Annotated in this window: 13 protein-coding genes; 5 read left to right on the top strand and 8 right to left on the bottom strand. The window is 37.3% G+C overall.

All coding sequences use genetic code 11. The features are described 5' to 3' along the window. Positions 1-9: 9 nt before the first annotated feature. From PXG98_RS12430 to PXG98_RS12440, 3 genes are all read right to left on the bottom strand, one after another. The gene (locus PXG98_RS12430; protein WP_276391524.1) at positions 10-1,608 is read right to left on the bottom strand and encodes a carboxypeptidase-like regulatory domain-containing protein; all 1,599 of its coding nucleotides are present in this window, start codon (positions 1,606-1,608) and stop codon (positions 10-12) included. Positions 1,609-1,646: 38 nt separating this feature from the next. Then, positions 1,647-2,297, bottom strand: a complete 651-nt coding sequence (locus tag PXG98_RS12435; RefSeq protein ID WP_276391525.1) for a TonB-dependent receptor plug domain-containing protein — start codon at positions 2,295-2,297, stop codon at positions 1,647-1,649. Positions 2,298-2,586: 289 nt separating this feature from the next. Further along, positions 2,587-5,748: a WD40/YVTN/BNR-like repeat-containing protein gene (locus PXG98_RS12440; RefSeq protein ID WP_276391526.1), complete on the bottom strand. Its 3,162-nt coding sequence runs from the start codon at positions 5,746-5,748 to the stop codon at positions 2,587-2,589. Positions 5,749-6,076: 328 nt separating this feature from the next. Here PXG98_RS12440 and PXG98_RS12445 point away from each other — a divergent pair, with 328 nt between their 5' ends. Next, complete coding sequence (locus PXG98_RS12445; protein ID WP_276391527.1) at positions 6,077-7,855, top strand: Na/Pi cotransporter family protein; 1,779 nt, start codon at positions 6,077-6,079, stop codon at positions 7,853-7,855. A gap of 254 nt (positions 7,856-8,109) precedes the next feature. Here PXG98_RS12445 and PXG98_RS12450 read toward each other — a convergent pair whose 3' ends face one another. After that, positions 8,110-8,496 (bottom strand): hypothetical protein, encoded by a 387-nt coding sequence (locus PXG98_RS12450; RefSeq protein WP_276391528.1) that lies wholly within the window; start codon positions 8,494-8,496, stop codon positions 8,110-8,112. Between the two features lie 229 nt (positions 8,497-8,725). After that, positions 8,726-10,573, bottom strand: a complete 1,848-nt coding sequence (locus PXG98_RS12455; RefSeq protein ID WP_276391529.1) for a tetratricopeptide repeat protein — start codon at positions 10,571-10,573, stop codon at positions 8,726-8,728. Positions 10,574-10,852: 279 nt separating this feature from the next. On the opposite strand from PXG98_RS12455, the gene PXG98_RS12460 reads away from it, so the two are divergent. Further along, on the top strand, positions 10,853-12,643 hold the full coding sequence (locus tag PXG98_RS12460) for a M61 family metallopeptidase (protein WP_276391530.1): 1,791 nt from the start codon (positions 10,853-10,855) through the stop codon (positions 12,641-12,643). Positions 12,644-12,645: 2 nt separating this feature from the next. Here the strand turns inward: PXG98_RS12460 and PXG98_RS12465 are convergent, their stop codons facing one another. Both PXG98_RS12465 and PXG98_RS12470 read right to left on the bottom strand, forming a co-directional pair. Then, positions 12,646-13,155 (bottom strand): hypothetical protein, encoded by a 510-nt coding sequence (locus PXG98_RS12465; RefSeq protein WP_276391531.1) that lies wholly within the window; start codon positions 13,153-13,155, stop codon positions 12,646-12,648. Positions 13,156-13,297: 142 nt separating this feature from the next. Beyond that, a complete protein-coding gene (locus PXG98_RS12470; protein WP_276391533.1) occupies positions 13,298-15,676 on the bottom strand; it encodes a TonB-dependent receptor in 2,379 nt (792 codons plus the stop codon). Positions 15,677-15,858: 182 nt separating this feature from the next. Here PXG98_RS12470 and PXG98_RS12475 point away from each other — a divergent pair, with 182 nt between their 5' ends. From PXG98_RS12475 to PXG98_RS12485, 3 genes are read left to right on the top strand one after another with little or no spacing between them, the layout of a single operon-like run. Further along, positions 15,859-16,890 carry a sensor histidine kinase gene (locus PXG98_RS12475; protein WP_276391534.1) on the top strand — a complete coding sequence of 344 codons (1,032 nt, stop codon included), beginning with the start codon at positions 15,859-15,861 and terminating at the stop codon, positions 16,888-16,890. Further along, on the top strand, positions 16,887-17,591 hold the full coding sequence (locus PXG98_RS12480) for a LytR/AlgR family response regulator transcription factor (RefSeq protein WP_276391537.1): 705 nt from the start codon (positions 16,887-16,889) through the stop codon (positions 17,589-17,591). Before PXG98_RS12475 ends, PXG98_RS12480 begins: the two co-directional genes overlap by 4 nt. 7 nt (positions 17,592-17,598) lie before the next feature. After that, on the top strand, positions 17,599-18,477 hold the full coding sequence (locus PXG98_RS12485) for a dienelactone hydrolase family protein (protein ID WP_276391539.1): 879 nt from the start codon (positions 17,599-17,601) through the stop codon (positions 18,475-18,477). 168 nt (positions 18,478-18,645) lie between these two features. On the opposite strand, the gene PXG98_RS12490 is transcribed toward PXG98_RS12485, so the two are convergent. Then, a partial coding sequence (locus tag PXG98_RS12490) for a malectin domain-containing carbohydrate-binding protein (protein WP_276391542.1) occupies positions 18,646-20,233 on the bottom strand: 1,588 nt, incomplete at its 5' end.

Consider the following 20,233-nt stretch of genomic DNA (forward strand, 5'->3'; position numbering starts at 1 on the left):
GTCCTTTTTTTAATTCACATGGTTCTGCAAAGGAGTATTCATCCAATACTCCTTGTAATCTTTTGGTTTTATAATTGGTTGATCTGTAAAAATAGGTTTGGACTTATCCATAAAAGAGTTATCAAACGGAGCTCTTGAATCTGGTTTTACCCGCTGTACAAAATATTCACGGAACTGAAAATACTGCTCTTCGGTCCACTGGTTAATTAAATTCCCCAAGGTGTCACGAACATTCTCAATTCTAATATCTAACAGTTCATTGAGGTTCTCACCTTTTTTAGCTTCCTCGACTATTTCACTCAACATACCCGATATTTCTTCTTCCTCCATCTTTGGATATAAAAAAACAATGTTTTGTAGTCTTTCTGCCCTTTCTAATTTCACTCTCTTATTTTGGAACTTTACGTCATAATTAGGCAGGTGATTAGCAGATTTGAATTCTGGAAGATTGTTATACTCAATTGCAAAACATCGGCGTTTCATGTCCACTGAAATATAATCGGTTGTAAAAACAGGTGGGATATAAAGGGTAAAACTATTATTAAATGAAATATAGTTTAAATACATTTTATCGTTTATTCTTCTATAATCTGTGGTGATATCAAAAATCACCTTCTGTTTATGTCCATGTTTATTCTTTTTTCGCGTCTCATTCCATCTTTTCTCGTCGTACATGGTATACTCTAGTTTGTGAATGGAATAATCCCATTTGGATATGTAAATGGTTCCATTTGCCCTATAATTAGGGTGAAACACTTTAAAAGTTATGGTGTACAGTTCTTCATTGTCTTTGCTAGTATCACTGCTTCTCAGGAAGAAATGATTTTTAACAAAATTGGTTTTTAGGGTTCCAATAAAATCATAGGAATCCACATTATAATTTCTAATGGCATCATGAACTCTTAAAATTCGAAATTCGTTACCACCATCAATATCCAAATAGGCTTTTTTAATAATTTTTCGATTAGAGTCATAGTCATAAGCAGACCGTGCCATAGAATCTTGTTTAAAATCTGTATTTAAATCGAAATTGAATATACTGATCTCAGACGTACTATCATCTAGTTGGTCAATCCCTTGATCAAAGACTTCCAAAATAGCTTCGTTAAGATTAATATATTCGTCATCTTTAAATTGATAATCTCGATAGTACCCTACAGTAGAGAAAGATGTGGAAGCAAAATTATTAGGAATTGCATCAATGGCTCTCTGAACGATTTGGGATGCATTAAGTTTTCTACGGTTTTTGTTTTTTGCGGTAACAACGGTTTCTTGCAAACTAATAACACCTGGTGCTAATGAAATTAAATTGAGTTGGTCCTGATTTAAGTCCGCTATTGAAATTTCTTTCGTCTGATATCCCATAGACGAAAACTCAATGATATTGCCATATTGTTTTAAGACTGAAGGAATTCTAAAACCGCCATCGGCATTGGTTATAACCCCTAAAGCCCTGCCCTTTATCCGAACACTTGCGAAGATTACTGGTTCATTAGTCTGCTGATCAATCAGCTTCCCTTCTATAAAGTCTTGCTGCTGAGAAAACGTAGTAGACGAAAACAGTAGAAGGACAAACAAAATTTTGTAAAAACAGAGATTAACCTTCATATTACATCATTTTCGAGAGGAATTATTGGTATGAGATGCTACTTTAAAGTAATAATTAATACTCCTGAGGCTCCTCTTGCTCCGTACAGAGCGGCACCCTCGCCCTTTATTAATTCTATATCCTTTAATTCGTCCACATTAATATTATCAATACTATCAACATAGTTTCCATCTACCACAAACAGAGGTGTCTGGTCCCCACTTACTGGACCTCTTACCACTATGGAGGTACCATTAACGCTGACCCCTGTGAATTTCTCTCGTATTACCTGATAAATATCTGAGTATTCAGAATAACTTTTTACCCCAATATTTCTATAGACATCGATGTCTAAAATATAGCCGTACTCTATAAGTTTACTTTGTTTAAAAGTTTCATTATTTGCAGAAAACTTAAAATCCAAAGTTGTCTGTCCATTGTAAACCTCGCTTTCAAGACCATATTCTTCCGAAAAGATGCTTATAATATCGGTCTCTTCTGGTATCCGAATTTTATACGCTCCTCTTTTATTGGTTCTAGATCCTGTCTTTAAGGAATCTACAAAGACGTACGCTTTGGGAATTGGCATACCCTCTGCGGTTGTAACACTTCCACTAATTCTAACCATCTTTATATTGCTTCGTTGTGCTTTTAGCACAGTAAAGGATAAAGACAATAGGACTACAGAAAACAATAGTTTTCTTTTCATTGGCAACTACTTCATTTAAATTAATTAAAATTATTAATCCTAAATACCAAGGTCTATATACTGGCAATCCTCCTTAAGATCGCAATTGTTTAATGGATTTCAAAAGAAGTGCCCTATTTTTCTGAATACATTAACAATATAAAAGTTGAGCAAACCCAGGACTGGTATAAAAAGTGAAAAGCGCCTATTTCCAAAATCAAGAAAGAATTTGAGCCTAAATAATGGCAAAGACAGCCAAGTCGCCTTTCCAAGGAAAACGTAAAAATTTTCTGTGCTTTCAGAAATTATTCTACGATTTGATCTTCTTCTTCAGATCTATTTGCATCTCGCTTTGCTTTAACTGCAGATTTAATTTTTTAACTTCTACCTCTATAAAACGACTAAACTCTAATTCTACTGCCCTAAGACGCTGGTTAAAAATTTGATATACTTCTCTTTGTTGATTAGTTGGCTTAAAATCTATCCCATTGCCACTAATATCACTAGCAAGTGCACTTAGCCTTCCATAGAGCTTCATGGGCGCTCTAAAAGCATCTTCCCTTGCGCCAGTAAGTTGAATATCATATAAGGCAGAGGCAATAGATTCTGATGTGTTTTGTAAGGCGATCGCCTTTTCTATATCACCTTCTTCTCTTAATTTAGGAATTATATCCGTAAGTTCAGCACGGATACCTTCCAAATCATTTATCATGCTAACAGCCTGGTTTATTGCATCCCGGAGTTCCAATGAGAAAGCAACTTGTTCCTGAATCTCTTCTATGCTTCCTTCGGTATTGGGATCTTTAAAAACCTCAACTTCTCTAATAATTTCTTCTTTTCCAACAAGGAGTTTTACTTTGTATTTAGAGGGAACTACTTTTGGACCGTACTGACCACGCATTAAATCGAGATCCCAGGTTACCAATGCTCTCCATCCTTCCCCATTAAGTTCAACCCAAGGTCTGCCAGGAGGTTTTACCTGTAATTTTGGCTTAAACGTAGGCTCGTATCGCAGATCCCACATAACTCTATGAAGTCCAGCCTTATTCTTAGCTTTTAAGGTACGTATCACTTCATCCTTCTCTGTTAAAATCTGAATTTCAACCTTCTGTTCAACACTGTCCTTTAAATAGTAATTTATATCCACACCATAGGACGGATTAGACCCTGAACTCATACTGGGACCATCTGTCTTTATACTCTGTACATCCTGAAAGCGATAGGCCTCTCGCAGGCTAAAGAGGTGTGCTTTTTTAGAATTTACATCCCTTCCAAATTCCCGAAGAGGAGAAATATTGTCCAAAATATAATATCCTCTGCCATAGGTCCCTACAACAAGATCATCAAAACGTTCCTGTATTTCTAACCAATAAACAGGTGCAGGTGGTAAATTATTCTTAAATCGCATCCAGGTTTCTCCATCATTTTTTGAAATATAAAGGCCATTGTCTACTCCTAAATACAGCATTCCCTTCTGCTTGGGATCTTCTTTGATAACATGGGCAAAACTATGCACGGATTTAGGTATTGTACTACTGATTAATTTCCAACTGTTGCCATAGTCTTCTGTTTTAAAAACATAGGGATCAAAATCTCCCATTTGGTGTAAGTCTACCGTTATGTATACTGTTCCCTCACCAAATCGCGAAGTTTCAATATTGGCAATAGTACCCCATTTAGGCAAGTCTGGAATATTTTTAGTGACATTAGTCCAGGTTTTTCCTCCGTCCCTAGTAAGCTGCACTTGTCCATCGTTACTTCCCGTCCAAATAAGTCCGGGTTCTAAACTAGACTCAACAATACTAAAAAGTACAGATCCATCAAAGGTCATAAGGTTATCGACAGCAATACCTCCAGAACTTAACTGATGCGATTTATCATTAAGGGTTAAGTCTGGACTTATTACCTGCCAACTCTGGCCATCGTCATCGCTCTTATGCACAAACTGACTCCCAACGTAAACCCGGTTTTGAATATGAGGAGAAAAAGCCAAGGGGAAATTCCAGTGCCAACGATATTTTAATTTGCCAGGTTCCCAGCCGTAGCCTGCCTCTGGCCAAACTCTTACATCTCTGGCATGACCGGTGGCTTTATTATAGCGCTGTAAGCCCCCGTCATAACAACCAGACCAAACAATATTGTTATTAAAAGGATCAGGTTGTGCAAACCCACTTTCGCAGCCTCCTACACCCCTCCATAGTCCCAAAGGAATATATCCTTGTCTGCTATTGCTTGGGCCCATATACGAGTAGCCATCCTGCCGATTTCCATAGACATTATAGGGGATTTGATCGTCTACTGATACATGATACATTTGGGCTATGGGCAAAACAACAGACCGGTAGCTTTTACCTCCGTTTAGTGTAATACTGGCGCAACCATCATGAGCTACCATCATGCGCTCAGAGTTTGTAGGATCTATCCAGATATCATGGTTATCCCCTCCACCGCTATAGTCCGCTTTAATAGTCTTACCTCCATCTTTTGAACTGCCAAATTTGACACTGGCAAAATACAATGTATTTGAGTCTGCTGGGGAAACGGCCATCCTCGTATAGTACGGAGCTCTTTCTGCTATATCATGGTTACGTGTTTGCAGGGTCCATGAATTACCAAAGTCTTCAGACTTATATAGGGCCGGGCTATCTATCTCTAATAAGGCATAGACAATATGCGGTTCTGAAGGGGAAATAGCTACCGCTGTCTTGCCAACCGGATTCGTTTCTCCTCCGGGCAATCCTTTACTGGACATAGCTTCCCATGAATCTCCCCCGTCCATGGAACGATAAATTCCTCCCCCCGGACCTCCACTATTAAGTCCCCAGGTATTTATATGAACAGACCACATGGCCACCATGAGACGATCAGGATTAATGGGGTCAAGTGCAAATTCTGCCGCGCCGGTATTCTCGTCAATGAAAAGGATTTGCTTCCATGATTTTCCGCCATCTTCCGTTTTATATAATCCCCGTTCCTGTTGCGGGCCATAGGTATGTCCCAAGGCAGCGGCATAAACCACATCAGGATTTTTGGGATGCACAATAATCCGGCCTATTCTTCCTGTTTTATCAAGTCCCATTTTTTTCCAAGTCTTCCCGGCATTTACAGACTTATAAATACCGTCGCCCATGGCATGGGCTGGCCTAATAAGGAATGTTTCCCCAGTACCTACCCATAGTACGTCTGGATTTGAAGGTGTAATAGCGATAGAACCTATAGAGGAAACGTCTTGCTGATCAAATATTGGGTCCCATTTTATGCCCCCATCCGAAGTTTTCCACAATCCACCGGAAGCAGCCCCTATATAATTTATCATAGGATCATCTGGCACTCCTGCAATGGCAATTGCTCTATTACCTTCAGGGCCAATAAACCTAAATTTAAGATTGCTAAAAACAGAAGAATCCGTTTGTGCATAGAAAACAGAAAAAAAACAAATAAAGAAGTAAGGAAAAAATAATCTTATTTTCATAGAAATAGAATTAATTGTCCCAAGATAAGTAAGAAATAAGGATTCTTAATTCTCTTTCTACTACTTTACTAACTCTTTTGTCTAAAGTTTTAAACATATTCTCATTTTCCATAGATTTTATCAGGTAAGCACTTTTTCTCAGTCTAATTTTAGCGGCTATTAAATACTGGATTAAAATTTAAACTGACGATGGCAATGCCATGTATAAAGAGATTGTTAGGGGTAATTTGTATTCCCTTTTAGAATAAAAAGCAGGATAATTTGTAATTTATTTACATTTTATTTACTATTAATTTACATTATTTCAAAACCTTATTTGCGACAGCCAATGCTTAAAAGAACATCTTTCTACATCTTATTGATAGTCTTGGCGGCAGCACTTTTTATTAATCCAAATTTTAAGACAATTGCTGCCGGAATTGCTATTTTACTCTTTGGGATGATAATGCTGGAAGAAGGATTTAAAGTATTTGCAAAAGGTTCTCTTCAAAACATCTTAAAAAAGTCTACCAGCAAATTATATAAGAGTATTTCCACAGGGGCAATCGCAACGGCACTAATACAATCTAGTTCTTTGGTAACCGTAATTACCATTTCCTTTATAAGTGCAGGTTTAATAAGCTTAGGTAGCGGAATGGGGCTCGTATTTGGAGCTAATATAGGTACCACAGCTACCACCTGGTTAGTAGCAGCTTTTGGGTTAAAATTAAATATTTCAGCGCTCGCAATGCCTATGTTAGTCTTTGGGATTATTTTCTCTTTACAGCAAAAAGCCAATCTAAAGGGCCTCGGAAGCGTTTTAGCCGGGCTCGGATTTTTCTTTTTGGGAATCTACTATATGAAAGAAGGATTTGAGGTGTTTAAGGACAATATAGATTTAACTACCTATGCCCTTTCTGGTTTTTTAGGGGTCATTGTTTATAGCGGTATCGGAATAGTTATTACCACTATCCTCCAATCGAGTAGCGCAAGCCTTGCCTTAATATTAACGGCTTTAGCTGCCGGACAGATTGAATATGAAAATGCTCTAGCGCTTTCGGTTGGCGCCAATATTGGAACAACTATTACGGCGGTCATAGGTTCTTTAAGTTCTAATGTTGCCGGTAAACGCCTGGCTGGAGCGCATTTAATATTTAACCTGCTGACAGGGATTATTGCATTAGCGCTGATCTATCCCTTGGCTAATTTAGTAAACTCTTTGTCGTATCGATTAGGAATTGAGGCATATGATTATACTTTAAAACTGGCCTTATTTCATACCATTTTTAATGTACTGGGAGTTATATTAATGCTCCCGCTAATTGGTTTTACCGAGAAACTTTTGATAAGGACCATAAAAGAGAAAAAAGACAAAGGAATAGAGGAACCAAAGTATTTAAATGAAAGTATTCTCAGGTTTCCTTCCACAGCTATTTCTTCCTTAACAAAGGAATCTAAACATTTGTATGAAAATGCCATTTTCGAAATTGTCACCCATGCCTTAAATATCCATAGAGAAGATATCAAATCGGGAATAAAGGCCGGAAGAATTGTTAAAAATTCCAAAGAAGATTTAAAAATTGACGTGCGATATCTATACTACAGCAAGGTAAAATCTATTTACAGTGAAATAATAAAATACGTCACCTTGGTTCAAAGCACTTTGAAAATGACAAAAGACCAAAGTAATAGTATCTCGGAAATTCTTGTTGCCAATAGAAAAATGGTACAAATAATAAAAACTGTTTTGGAGCTCAACCGTAACGTCTCTAAATACTCAGAATCCGATAATCTGCATATCGTTAAGGAGTATAATAAATTTCGAAAGAAACTAGTAAAGGTATTGCGCGTAATATATTTGTTTAGGACAGAGGAAGACAAGGAGTATTACTATTCTAAGTTACTTGCATTAAAGAAGGAAATGGACGCAGAGAAAAACCAGGCAACCATGTTTATTAATGTTCTGATAAATAAGAATCTAATAACCGCAGAAATGGCCTCCTCCTTGGTAAATGATAAGGACAACCTCAATGAGATTATTCAAAACCTAATCATGGTCGCCGAACTGCTTTATGGCCAGAAAGATTCTTTGTTAGAGAATGGGGAAAAGAATTCGGTTGTATCCTAAAATCTATTAAGCCTAGGATTTGTGCCACACTCTGTAGTACATATTAAGACTGCCTTTTAGCTATATAATTAAAACCAATAGCAAATTATCACCTTCGAGCTCAATAAAACCCTGCGAAGCTATGGCATATTCATGCAATCGATGTACGCCATAGCATTCCTTTGGTATTTTTGGATAATGTTAAAAGCAATAGACAAACGCCTAGAGTATACATCCATTTCTATGGATAGGAAAAATAGAACCTTCGTTTGTTCTCAATAGACTAGACTTAATTCCTGACATGCATCAAGTTCTACTGTTCTTTCTGGAAGTTCAGAGATACTATTACTACAGCGCATACCATTTTCAGAGCATACCGAAATTACTAATAAGGCCTTAAGACTGTGTTGCCCTGCTGGTAAAGTAATGCTAGCACTTTCGTTTGGAGGGATGTTTAAGGATGCATCGTTAAGACTTATTTGACCTGTTTCATTTAAGATGATGAAAACGGTAGCAGTACTTCTGGAATTTTCAGCATTGAGAATTCCTGTGTTATTATCTTCACAGGCTTCATTGTCTTTACTGCAAGAGATCGCAATTATTAGTAGTACTAAAATAACGACTTTTGATAGTTGCGCATTTCTGAAAATTAAAGTTTTCATATTTTTTTGGTTTTGTGGATTTATAAGATTGTTTGTATAATTTGCTCAAAATGGTTCGGTGAACCAAAGCGGGCAGGACTATAAAATGGTTGTCAGGTATTGGATATATTCCGTTTACAAGTCAAACATAGGGGAGTATTATTAGGAGTAAAAATGTAGAGGGGGTACAAAAGGGGTACAGCCCATTATCGCATTAAATACAGACAGTTTCCCAGTCATATTAAAGGGACTAAATATCTAAGACTGTGCTTTCTAGTGAGTCTTCCGGGCTTAGGTCCATTTTTTTTCGAAGCCTTTGCCTTGCCTTTTTTATACCATCTGGAGAAATATTAAGAATAGTAGCAATCTCTTTTGAAGACATATTCATTTTTAAGAGCGCCATAAAGCGAAGCTCGTTTTTACTCACATCTGGATATCTGGCTTTTACATTATAAGCAAAGTCCTTGTGTACCTGTTCAAAATATTGGGTAAAGTTCTCCCAATTTTTGTCGTCCTGCTGGTCAAAATTGATGGTTTGAATGAGTTGTTGATAACCCATGCCAGTTTCTATACGTTTTAGTTCCTTTACTTTTTGTTTTACCGTTTCTAAAACCTCATTTTTTTTAGCCAAATGAAGGGCATGAGTAGTGAGTTCTTTCTTTTTATAGGCAAGTTCTGCTTCTACTTTATCTCGTTCTAATTTATTTCGTTTCATTTTTTGTCGCAGGGCGTAAAAAACAATAAGTGCCGTTACAAGACCTATTCCCATTAACATTTTTTGAAGCTTGCTTATTTCTTGTTTTTGCTCTAATACTGTAATCTCCTTTTCCTGAAGTGCTATTTGTTGTTCTTTCTTTTCGGTATCATAAATCGTACGTAACTCTTCTATTTGGTTGGTTTTATTTGTATCAAAAATACTGTCATTAAGTGTTTTAAATTCCTTATAATCACGAAGAGCGTAATTGTATTTATTAATTAACTCCCAAGTTTTAGATCGCCCTTCATAAACTATAGCACCATTGGCAGTAGGTCTTTTTGACTCCAACAACTCAATTGCTTCATTAAAATATGGCAATCCTTCTTCTGGTTCTTTTATTTCATTATAGGCCTCTCCCATAAATGTAAGTGAACTGAAAAGCTCAATAGGGCTATCGGTATTTCTATGCAGTTCTACTGCTTCTTTAAGAAAAACAATTCCTTCATTAGGCTGCCCTAATTTAATATATACCCTACCCAAATTTCTGCGTATAACCCCTTCCAATCGGGGCAAACTAAGCTCCATACTGATAGTAAGGCTCTCTAATAAATACTTCAATGAAGTTCTATAATCCTCCAAATCCATATAAAGCTGCCCTATTCCGTTTAAGGCAACCATTTGGAAAACCTTTTGATCATTATCTTTATATATTACCAGGGCTTCTTCAGCATAGGAAATAGCTTTTCTATAGTTTTTAAATGTACTTTCTAGAGCAGTGAGTGCAAAAAGGGCATCAGCCTTCCACAAAGGTTGTTCTATTAGGTCATATATTTTGAGGGCCGAAATAAGATGGTCGTAGGCAATTTTAAAACTACCTTTTTTTTCATAAGATCGTGCCAAGCTAAGATGCGTACCCGCTATTCCAAGAGAATCGCCAACGGAAATACGATTTTGCAAATTAGATTCTGATAAGATGATAGCCTCTTTATAATTACCTTCGTTATGTTCCTGCACGGCAAGCGAATACCTTGAATTAAACTGTCCTTTTGAATTCTTTAGCAGGGTAAACATTTCCAGTGCCTTGTTGTGATAAAATTTTGCGGAATCTCCCTGCCCTATATTAAGGTAATAGTTTCCTATGTTAGAATAACCATTGGCTATGCCATTATCATAATTAAGATTTTTTGCCAATCCTAGTTGTTTCTGTGCATATACCACTGAACTGGCCATATCGCTATAGCGCATTTCGAAATATAATTTTCCCAAAACATTTACCTTTAAGGTATCATCTGGCAGTTGCTCGTACAGTTTTAAAAGACTATCTAATTTTTGGTTTTCCTGGGCCTGAACCAAAGTAAAGTGTAGCAATATTACTATTAAGTATAGTTGAGGAGGTTTCATGGTTATCGGTTTGCCTCTTAAAAGTAGGTATTTTATATAATCTTTTGAAATAGAATTGATTAGATTGAGGGAATACGTACTGAGGGCAATTTATTATTTTTTGGACCGGCAATTATTCGCAAAGAGTGCTATACTTTAATTTAAGCTAGCTTACTTTTGAAAATTATTAGCCTGGATTGCAAATTTATTCTAAACAGTAAGCGCTGGAATTATCGAAATTATTAAGATTTATAAATCCTTAATATTGTAGTAACTTTTCGGTCATTAATTTTACTCTTTATGAAAACACCATTTTTTAGTATTCTACTCTCTTTATTCCTGCTATGCGCTAATGCTCAAGCACCTTCTAGCTATAAAATATCTTTTGAGGAGGCCGTACATCATGAGGCTCAAATTGAAGCTACCTTTAGCAATCTAAAAAAGGATGAAGTAATTTTCCGAATGAGCAGGTCTTCTCCGGGGCGCTATGCTTTGCATGAATTTGCGAAAAATGTATTTGACGTAAAAGTTACGGACAGCAATGGAAATCCTCTGACCATTACTAGGCCTGACCCCTATTCCTGGAAGACCTCCGGACACGACGGCAGCATACAGGTATCTTATCGGCTCTTTGCAAATCATGGAGACGGGACATACGCGCAAGTGGATGAAACCCATGCTCACTTAAATATCCCTGCCACCTTTATGTACGTTCCAGAGCTAATGGATCAAGAAATTGAAGTGACCTTTATCCCAAGGGAAGATTTAAACTGGAAAATTGCTACCCAACTAAAACCTCTTGAGGAAAACACCTATTACGCAAAGGATCTGCAATACTTTATGGATAGTCCTACGGAGCTAAGTAATTTTAGCAGGCGTTCCTTCGTCCTAGACGGGGAAACAATTACGTTGGTATTGCATCATAGAGGCACCGAAGATGAAGTAGACCGGTACTTTGAGCAGGTAAAAAAAGTTGTTCTACAAGAAAAATACGTCTATGGCGAGTTACCGGAATTCGACTATGGGGAGTATACATTTTTGGCCTGCTATATGCCCCATGTTGACGGAGATGGAATGGAACACCGGAATTCTACCGTCTGTACTTCCACCAGCGATCTTAGTGACCAAAATTCTGTAGGCAAAATCAGTACCATAGCCCACGAATTTTTCCATGCCTGGAATATAGAACGCATCAGACCACAAGCCTTAGAACCGTTTAATTTTGAAAAGGCAAATATGAGTGGTGAACTGTGGTTTGGGGAAGGATTTACCAGTTATTATGCCGGTTTAATTCTGTGCAGGTCACAATTAATGGAAACCGAGACCTATGTAAATTGGCTTACAGGATCTTTTAATTATGTTTGGAATTCAAGTGGTCGCCTTTTTTATAGTCCTATTGAAATGAGTTATCAAGCCCCTTTTCAGGATGCTGCCGAAAGTGTAGATCAAACGAATAGTAGAAATACCTTTATTTCCTATTACAGCTATGGTCATATGTTAGGATTGGCATTAGATTTATCCCTTAGAGAAATGGGACTAAATCTAGATGACTTTATGAAACTTGTATGGAAAAAATATGGCAAGAAGGCGAAATATTATACGAACAAGGATTTACAGCAAGTATTAGGGGAATATGCCGGGGACAAATTCGGAGATTACTTTTTCAATAGTTTTATCTATAAGGCCGAAATGCCCGATTATGAAAAACTTTTTAATACTGTGGGCATAGTTTTAAATACCAATCCCACTACGCCTGTTTACGGGATTAACTTCACGGATACCATATTAAGAGGTTATCCGGCATTTGAGTCTCCGGCATATAAAGCGGGATTAACCAAAGGGGATAAAATTCTTAAAATAGATGATGTACCTATTATTTCGGATTCGCAATTAACTGAACTACTGAAAACGTATAAACCTGGTGACCTGCTTAGCATAGAATTTGAACGATATGAAAAAAGTTCAACCACAACTTTAGAAGTAGGCAGCAATCCTAACTTTCAACTTAGTTTATACGAAAAAGCAGGATTAATATTAGAGGATAGCACCAAGGTAAACAGAACAAATTGGCTGGCGCCAAAAGATCACTAGGCCTAGACAAATAGTAAAACCAAGGTGAGAATAATGCCCCCCAGAGTAAAGTAAATCCCTTTTTTGAATATAGGCGTACTTGGCCTGAACATCCAAAAAGCAGAGATTACAAAAAATAACAGTGCCACACCGAACAAAATATTTAGAAAAAACAAAGGCTGGCTCGACTTAGCTTTATGGATATGGGTCATTTGGTCTAATACAAAGGGTAATTTCTTAACGCTATAAGTTGCTACTCCTGTAGCCTTCTCATAGGAACCGTTGTTAAAAATTATTTGCCCACTATCTTCCTGCTCTACTTTAAACCCTTTTTGCTTTAGAACTTTAGCTAAAGAACTTGCTTCCAAATGTGGCTCCAATTCTTTTTGAATTTCTACCTTCTTCTTTAAAAAGTCGGTATCTCTAAATACCAAAACAATACCACTTATGGCATACATGGCCATAATCCCTGCAAAAAAGAATCCCAAATATCTATGCCAAATCCGCATGCGCAAACCCGTTGTTTTCTTCATTTTTGTCTACTAAAAAATTACTTTTTATTTCCTTTTTAAACGAAGTGCAAAAATGACAAAAATGAAACGAAGAATAGTTAAAAAAAAAAGAAATATTTATAAAAAAAGAAGCGGGGGAACTACCTTCTTATTTTGTTGTAAATTATCTTCTTCGGCCACCGGAATAAGTCATCGCCTGCCCTTTTCCAAAGCCATAGCTAATTCCCATGGTTATAAATCTTCCACGTTGGTTATAATTAACGGATGTAAAATTATTCTGAGCAATTGCCGTTTCAAATATTCTCGAGCTAAATACGTCTCTTACGCTTAGGTTTACCACAGCTTTTCCTTTAATGAACTTTTTGCGAATTCCAACATCCATAAAAGCTGTCTCAGATACTTCTCCCTGTACCACCAAATAACCAGATCTATAATTCCCGGTTAACTCTAGATCAATATCTGCCGGAAGGGACCATTTACTATTCAGACGTGCAGTCCATCGTTCCCCATCAAAGTCAAATACCTGATCCTCGAAACTTCCTTTTCTGATAAAGTAGCCAAAATTAAAGTCTCCGTTAAGAGTTAACCAATTAATGGGCACATACTTGCCATTAAACTCTATTCCTGTTACCTGATCCGTACCAATATTCATAGGCATGGTTACTCTAACATTGTCTTCGAAAGTAGATACTCGCTCTATTGCGTCTGTGGTTAGTCTATAATATAAAGAACTATTCAGGGAAACCTTTCCTACAGAGTAAATACTGGTAAGTTCAAATGAATCTGTATACTCTGGTAATAAATTAGGATTCCCGGTCCGTATATTAAAGTTATCTCTAATATTAAAAAATGGATTTAGATCCCAGAGTCTTGGGCGGTAGATTCTTTTGGAATAACCAGCCTGAAAAGACACCTTTTCTGTTAGTTTATACGTTGTGTGCAGACTAGGAAAAAAATCAGAATAGTTTCGGTCATTAGACTCATTTGTGTTTTCCAGTAGTGTGTTTAAACTGGTAAGTTCAATTCTAAGACCCGCCTTTATCCCCCATTTATCTGCCTCGTAAGATCCCGAACCGTAAAAGGCTAAAACATCCTGGTTAAAATCAAAATTATTAGTGAGGTCGTCGTTAGGTACCCAAATTCCATTTTCCAGATCACTCACAGAAAAATCGTTTCCAACATCGCTAATCAGGTACTGTGCTCCTGCCCCTATCTCATACTTCTCGCTTAATGGGTTAGCGTAGTCTAACTTAAAGGTGTAATTGGCCTGTTGAAATTCGGTGGTTGTTTGTTGGTCTGGCGGAATATCGGTACCAATAATTTCTGTATTGTTGAACTCTGAAGACTGATCTTTCCCAAAAAAGCTCCCAATAGCACTAAATCCTAAGGTATGGTCTTCATTATTTCGAAATTCCTTCTTATAGTTAAGCTCGTATTGCCACTTCGGATTGTTTGCATCAGTAACTTCTACTCTGCTCCACTGCGTATTCTCCCCTGTATTATTGTCTGTAAGGCTAAAAAAGGTCTCCGAAGGCTGGTCTTCAATCTCATAGGCAAAATTTCCAGAGAGGGTAATAACATTGAAATCATCTAAGTAATAATCAGATCCAAGGGTGATGTTGTTAAAAGTTTCATTTCTAAAGGAAGTTCCAACACTACTGGTGGTAATATTGTTTATAAGATCCTGATTCGTTGCTTCAGAATCTCTGGGAAGAGAACGGTAACCAGCACCTATTTGTGTAAATAGATTAAACTTTTCTGTTCTTCTATTAAGGCTAAATCCCAGACTATGATTGTCTGGAGCACCCGTATTTATAGAGACAGAACCATTAAGTCCTGTCTTTTCTTCTTTCTTTAGGATGATATTGATTATGCCGGTAGTTCCTTCGGCATCATATTTGGCAGAAGGATTTGTTATTACCTCTACACTTTCAATCATATCGGCTGTAACAGTTCCTAGAGCGTTACTAGGGTCATCTGCTAAAACAGACGGCTTACCATCAATTAATATTTGAACCCCGGCACTTCCCCTTAGGCTCACTTCCCCTTCAATACTTACATTAACCGAGGGAACATTGTTAAGAACTTCCAAAGCTCCCATTCCGGTGCTACTAATGTCTTTCCCAACATTAAAAACACGTTTGTCTAATTTAAACTCCATCTTTGAAACCTCCCCCTGTACGATTACTTCATCTAATTGTTCGGCATCTTCAACAAGAACAATTACACCCAGATTAATACTTTGAAGGCTAGTGTCAACTGTATCAAAAGTTTTAGATTGGTATCCGATAAAACTTACTTCAATATAGAAATTACTGGCGTTAAAGCTTAGCTCAAAACTACCGTCCTCTAGGGTTGTGGTACCTGTAATTGGCTGTTTGGTATCCGTGTCCGCAATAAGAACCGTTGCAAAGGCAATTTCTGTTCCAGAGTTAGCTTCTACAACTTTTCCGGATACAGTATGTTCTTTAGACTCCTGTGCCAGGAGACCCTGACAGACTAAGAGAAGTAAAAAAAAGAAAAGTAGTTTCCTAAACGACATTTTGCGGTTATTAATATGAGAGTAAAGATGCGCAAGAGTAGTAGTTAATAAAAGTAAAATCCCCTGAACGACATAACTATCCCAACGAACGACAAATCCCTGAGTTTTTGTCGTTCGGCATTTCAATTCGGTTGATGGCAGTAATAAAATTCATAACTTGTTTAAATAAGTTAATTTTAACTATGACCTATAAATTCTCAAAGACTATTGGATGGAATTGGAAAGAATTCTTCTTTCAGCTCTTGCTGAATATAGTTTTATTTATTTTCTACTCTTTTGATAGCAGACAACCGGGAATAGAAGAACATAAAGTATTTATTTTTTTAGCCTATGCCCTTGGTGCCATAATAATTAACTACGCCTTTATTCCTCATCTGTACTACAAGAAAAAATATGTGTTATTTTTTATAAGCTCTCTATTGGTTATTTCAATTGTGATATTTGTAGAGGAATTTATTATTGAACCTATATACTTTGCCAATACGGAAAGAGGAGAATTTAGAGGAGTCCTCTACAGTCTTTTAGACGTAATGCCAACCTTGATTATTCTTTCAGGATTTAAATTTGCATGGGATGCTTCTCTTAAACAAAACGAGCTTGAGGCCCTGCGCATTTCAGCTAATGAAAGTGAAATGCAGTTTTTAAAGTCTCAAATAAATCCACACTTCCTATTTAACAACCTCAACAATCTCTATTCGTACGCAATAGAAAACTCTCCTAAAACTCTTACAATTATCCTAGAATTATCGGCGGTACTGCGCTATATGTTATATGACTGTAAAGAAAAATATGTTTCCTTAAACAAGGAAATTGAACATCTGGAGAATTTCACAAAATTATATGAATTACAGATAGAAGAAAGAGGTAATGTTGTGTTTCACTCTAATAATGCCTCTAATGGCTACAAGATAGCACCGCTAATTTTGTCTGTTTTTTTAGAAAATGCCTTTAAGCATAGTACTGCTAGCCAGTCCAAGAATATCGATATCCGTGTAAATCTCACAATTGACCAAAGAGGCAAATTACAATTTGACTGTACAAATTCCTATGAAATAAGTACCAATACAGATGACATGCCCCACGGAATAGGCCTTCAAAATGTTAAAAAGCGCCTGGCAATTTTATATCCCAATGCGCATAAATTAAACATTGACACCAGTAAAAATAAATACGCTGTAACACTAGAAATGCAACTTAAAAGACTAGAACCATGAAGTGTGTTATAATAGAGGATCAACCCCCGGCACAGCGTATCCTGCAGAAATATATTAGTGAAATAGGTTATTTGAAATTGGAAGGGGTATTTTCTAATGCAATCGAGGCTCTAGCCTTCTTAAAAACCCATCCCGTAGATCTTATTTTCTTAGACATACACTTACCCAAGATTTCCGGAATTGAATTTCTTAAAGTATTAGACCCTAGACCCTCTGTAATCCTAACCACTGCTTTTTCTGAATATGCCTTAGAAAGTTATGACTACGGGGTAAAGGATTATTTGCTAAAACCCTTTTCCTTTGAACGTTTTGTAAAGGCCCTCGCTAAAATACCTGATCCTTCCGCAGGTCAAAAGGAAGAATTTGAAGCCAAGAATAAACCAGAAGCCAGAAAAGAGATTTTTATTAAATCGGGTTATGAGCATATACGTATTAAGGTCAAGGATATAATTTATATTAAATCAGACGGGGATTATACAGAAATAGTTCTTCAAGAAAAAAAGCATTTATCTTCAGAATCTTTGCGATTTTGGTTAGAGAACCTCAAGGATAAAGAATTTGTGCGAACTCATAAATCTTATATTATTAATACCTCAAAAATTCAAAAAATTGTAGGAAATCAATTAACTCTCGAAGGAGGTAAAAAGACGCCCATAGGCCGGGCTTATAAAGAACAGTTTATTAAAGGAATTATAAAATAGTAGCTATATGAAACCATTAAAAAAGAAACAGATTAAGCAAGAAGTATTCGATTTATACGATGCTTATGCACACAATAAACTATCGAGAAGGGATTTTATGGAAAAACTATCCATTTATGCAGTGGGAGGAGTTACCGTAGCATCATTAATGAGTTTTTTAATGCCTAATTACACGGATACACTGCTGGTAGCAAAAGATGATCCAAGATTAGATTCGTCATTTATAAATTATAGTTCCCCGAAAGGAGGAGGAAGCATTAAAGGGCTGCTTTCCAAACCAAAGAAGACTAAGAAATTACCAGGTATTGTTGTAGTTCATGAAAACAGAGGATTGAATCCCTATATTGAAGATACTGCTAGAATGGCAGCTTTAGAAGGTTTTATAACTCTGGCACCCGATGCGCTTACCCCTTTGGGAGGATATCCTGGAAATGATGATGAAGGTAGAACCATGCAACGACAGCGAGATCGGTATGAGATGTTAGAAGATTTTATTGCCGCCTACAATTATTTAAAAAACCATGAAGACTGCAATGGCCAAATAGGGGTTGTTGGTTTTTGTTTTGGCGGGTGGATTTCCAATATGATGGCCGTAAAAGTACCAACTTTATCCGCCGCAGTGCCATTTTATGGAGGGCAGCCTAAAGAAGATATAAATAAAATAAAAGCCCCTCTGATGCTTCAATTCGCAGGCTTAGACACAAGGGTTAATGAAGGTTGGCCCGCCTATGAAGCCGCATTAAAAGCGAATAACAAAGAATATGTGGCATATTTTTACCCTGATGTTAACCATGGGTTTCACAATACTTCTACACCACGATATGATGAAAATGCCGCAAAGTTGGCCTGGGGGAGAACCATAGAATTTTTTAAGAAAAAACTTTAAATAAGAGTAGGAGTCAAAAATATACATACTTGTTTTAAGCATAAAAAAACCTCCTTATTTGGAGGTTTTTTAAAATTCCATTAAAGGGTAAATACCAATTATAAAGGGAGGCCGCGGTGGCCTCCCTTTTATTTACATCTATGTTTTTATTTTAATTATACGTTTTAATTATTTCCGTATGAGTAGTGGTTGTGATAGTTCCAAATCTCCTGCGGTAACAATAACATAGTAGTAACCTGTGGTAAGACTACTTAAATTAATGGTCTCTTCGGAGGAATGACTATTATTAAAAGTATTCTGCCATACAACCTGATTTGCTGTGCTAACCACGATTACATTTACCTCTTGCCCATTGAAATCGGCCAAGTTCAAAGTAGTTATCCCGGATGTTGGGTTAGGATATACAGAGAAGCTATCTGCCTTAACTATTATATCGTCGGTTATACCACTCTCCGTTCCAGCCAAGGCACTGTCGGTTCCTTTAGCAGAAAGCGAACTCTGTATTACACTAACATTATCATAACTAGCTGTCGTAATTACTCCATCATCATGAGATGTTGTTGCCAATCCTACCTGAATGGTCTCATTCATCGCAATAGTTTTACTACCTACAATCTGCCAGTTACCATTGGTTGCTGATGCATATCCTGTAAAGGTATTTCCTTGTCTAACCAGTCGCACATAGTAAGGATAAGCTCCAACAGGAGTTGTACCGGTATTGTTGTTAGCCGGAATCATTACCGTACCAGCACTTGGTCTGTCTTGGAAATGATAGGATATACCTGTACTTAATGGTTGCGGGTTAGGCGATAAAGCCATTAGAACTAAGGCAGAGTTAGCAGCGTTCGTATTACGCATCATTACCCCGGCTTTTGCCCAATTATCCGTATCATCTAATGACAATACTCTTGCAATTATCTCTCCATCCCCAGTTAAAGACTGGTATACAAAATGGAATTCATCACTACCATCCCAGATATCTCTACCAGAAGCTTCCACTTCAAAGACACCTGTACTTGGATTATAACACGCACTTCCGTCAGCTGCCACATTTCCAATATCTGTGTTCGCCCAAGGTGCAGGAACTGGTCCACAACCTACAGTTGTGGTACTAATTATCTCCAAGGCAGATAGTTTAGGTTGGTCTATACCATCGCCACCTTGTGCATCAAAGGCCATGGTTAATTCGCCATCCGATACCACTACTTCAAATGTTTTGGTAACTACTGTTTCCGTTCCAACATCTTTAATGATATCATAGTCATTCAGCACAGTATTTCCTTCTATCTGAACATCAAATACTCTATTATTTTCCCCATCAGGACCTCCTCCGTTGGCACCCCAGTAGATTTCTGCGAAGTGTAAGGTCACCTGATATGTTCCATTGTCCAGGGGAATTTCATAACCGAAAGCAGGTGGTGAGGCACTACGTTCCGTCTGATAAAGGACAGGCACATCTGCATCTGTATTTGTGTATACTTTTCCTCCTACAAAGTTGGCGTCTGCTTCAAATACATTTCCTTGGTAGGTAAGCTGTGGTCCGCCTGCATTAATTCTTAAAGCGAAATCGCCTCCTGCCGGTTCTTCTACCGTGATCGTAATACTAGCCGTATCAAATGCACCCTCTGCATCCTCTACTCGTAAACTCACCTGGTAAACCCCGGCGGTATCGAAAGTATGCGATGGATCTTCTAAAGCACTGGTTGCACCATCATCATCGAAATCCCATAGGTAACTAGTAATAGCCTTGTCGTCC

The organism is Eudoraea chungangensis (assembly GCF_029360665.1).
Classification (GTDB): Bacteria; Bacteroidota; Bacteroidia; order Flavobacteriales; family Flavobacteriaceae; genus Eudoraea; species Eudoraea chungangensis.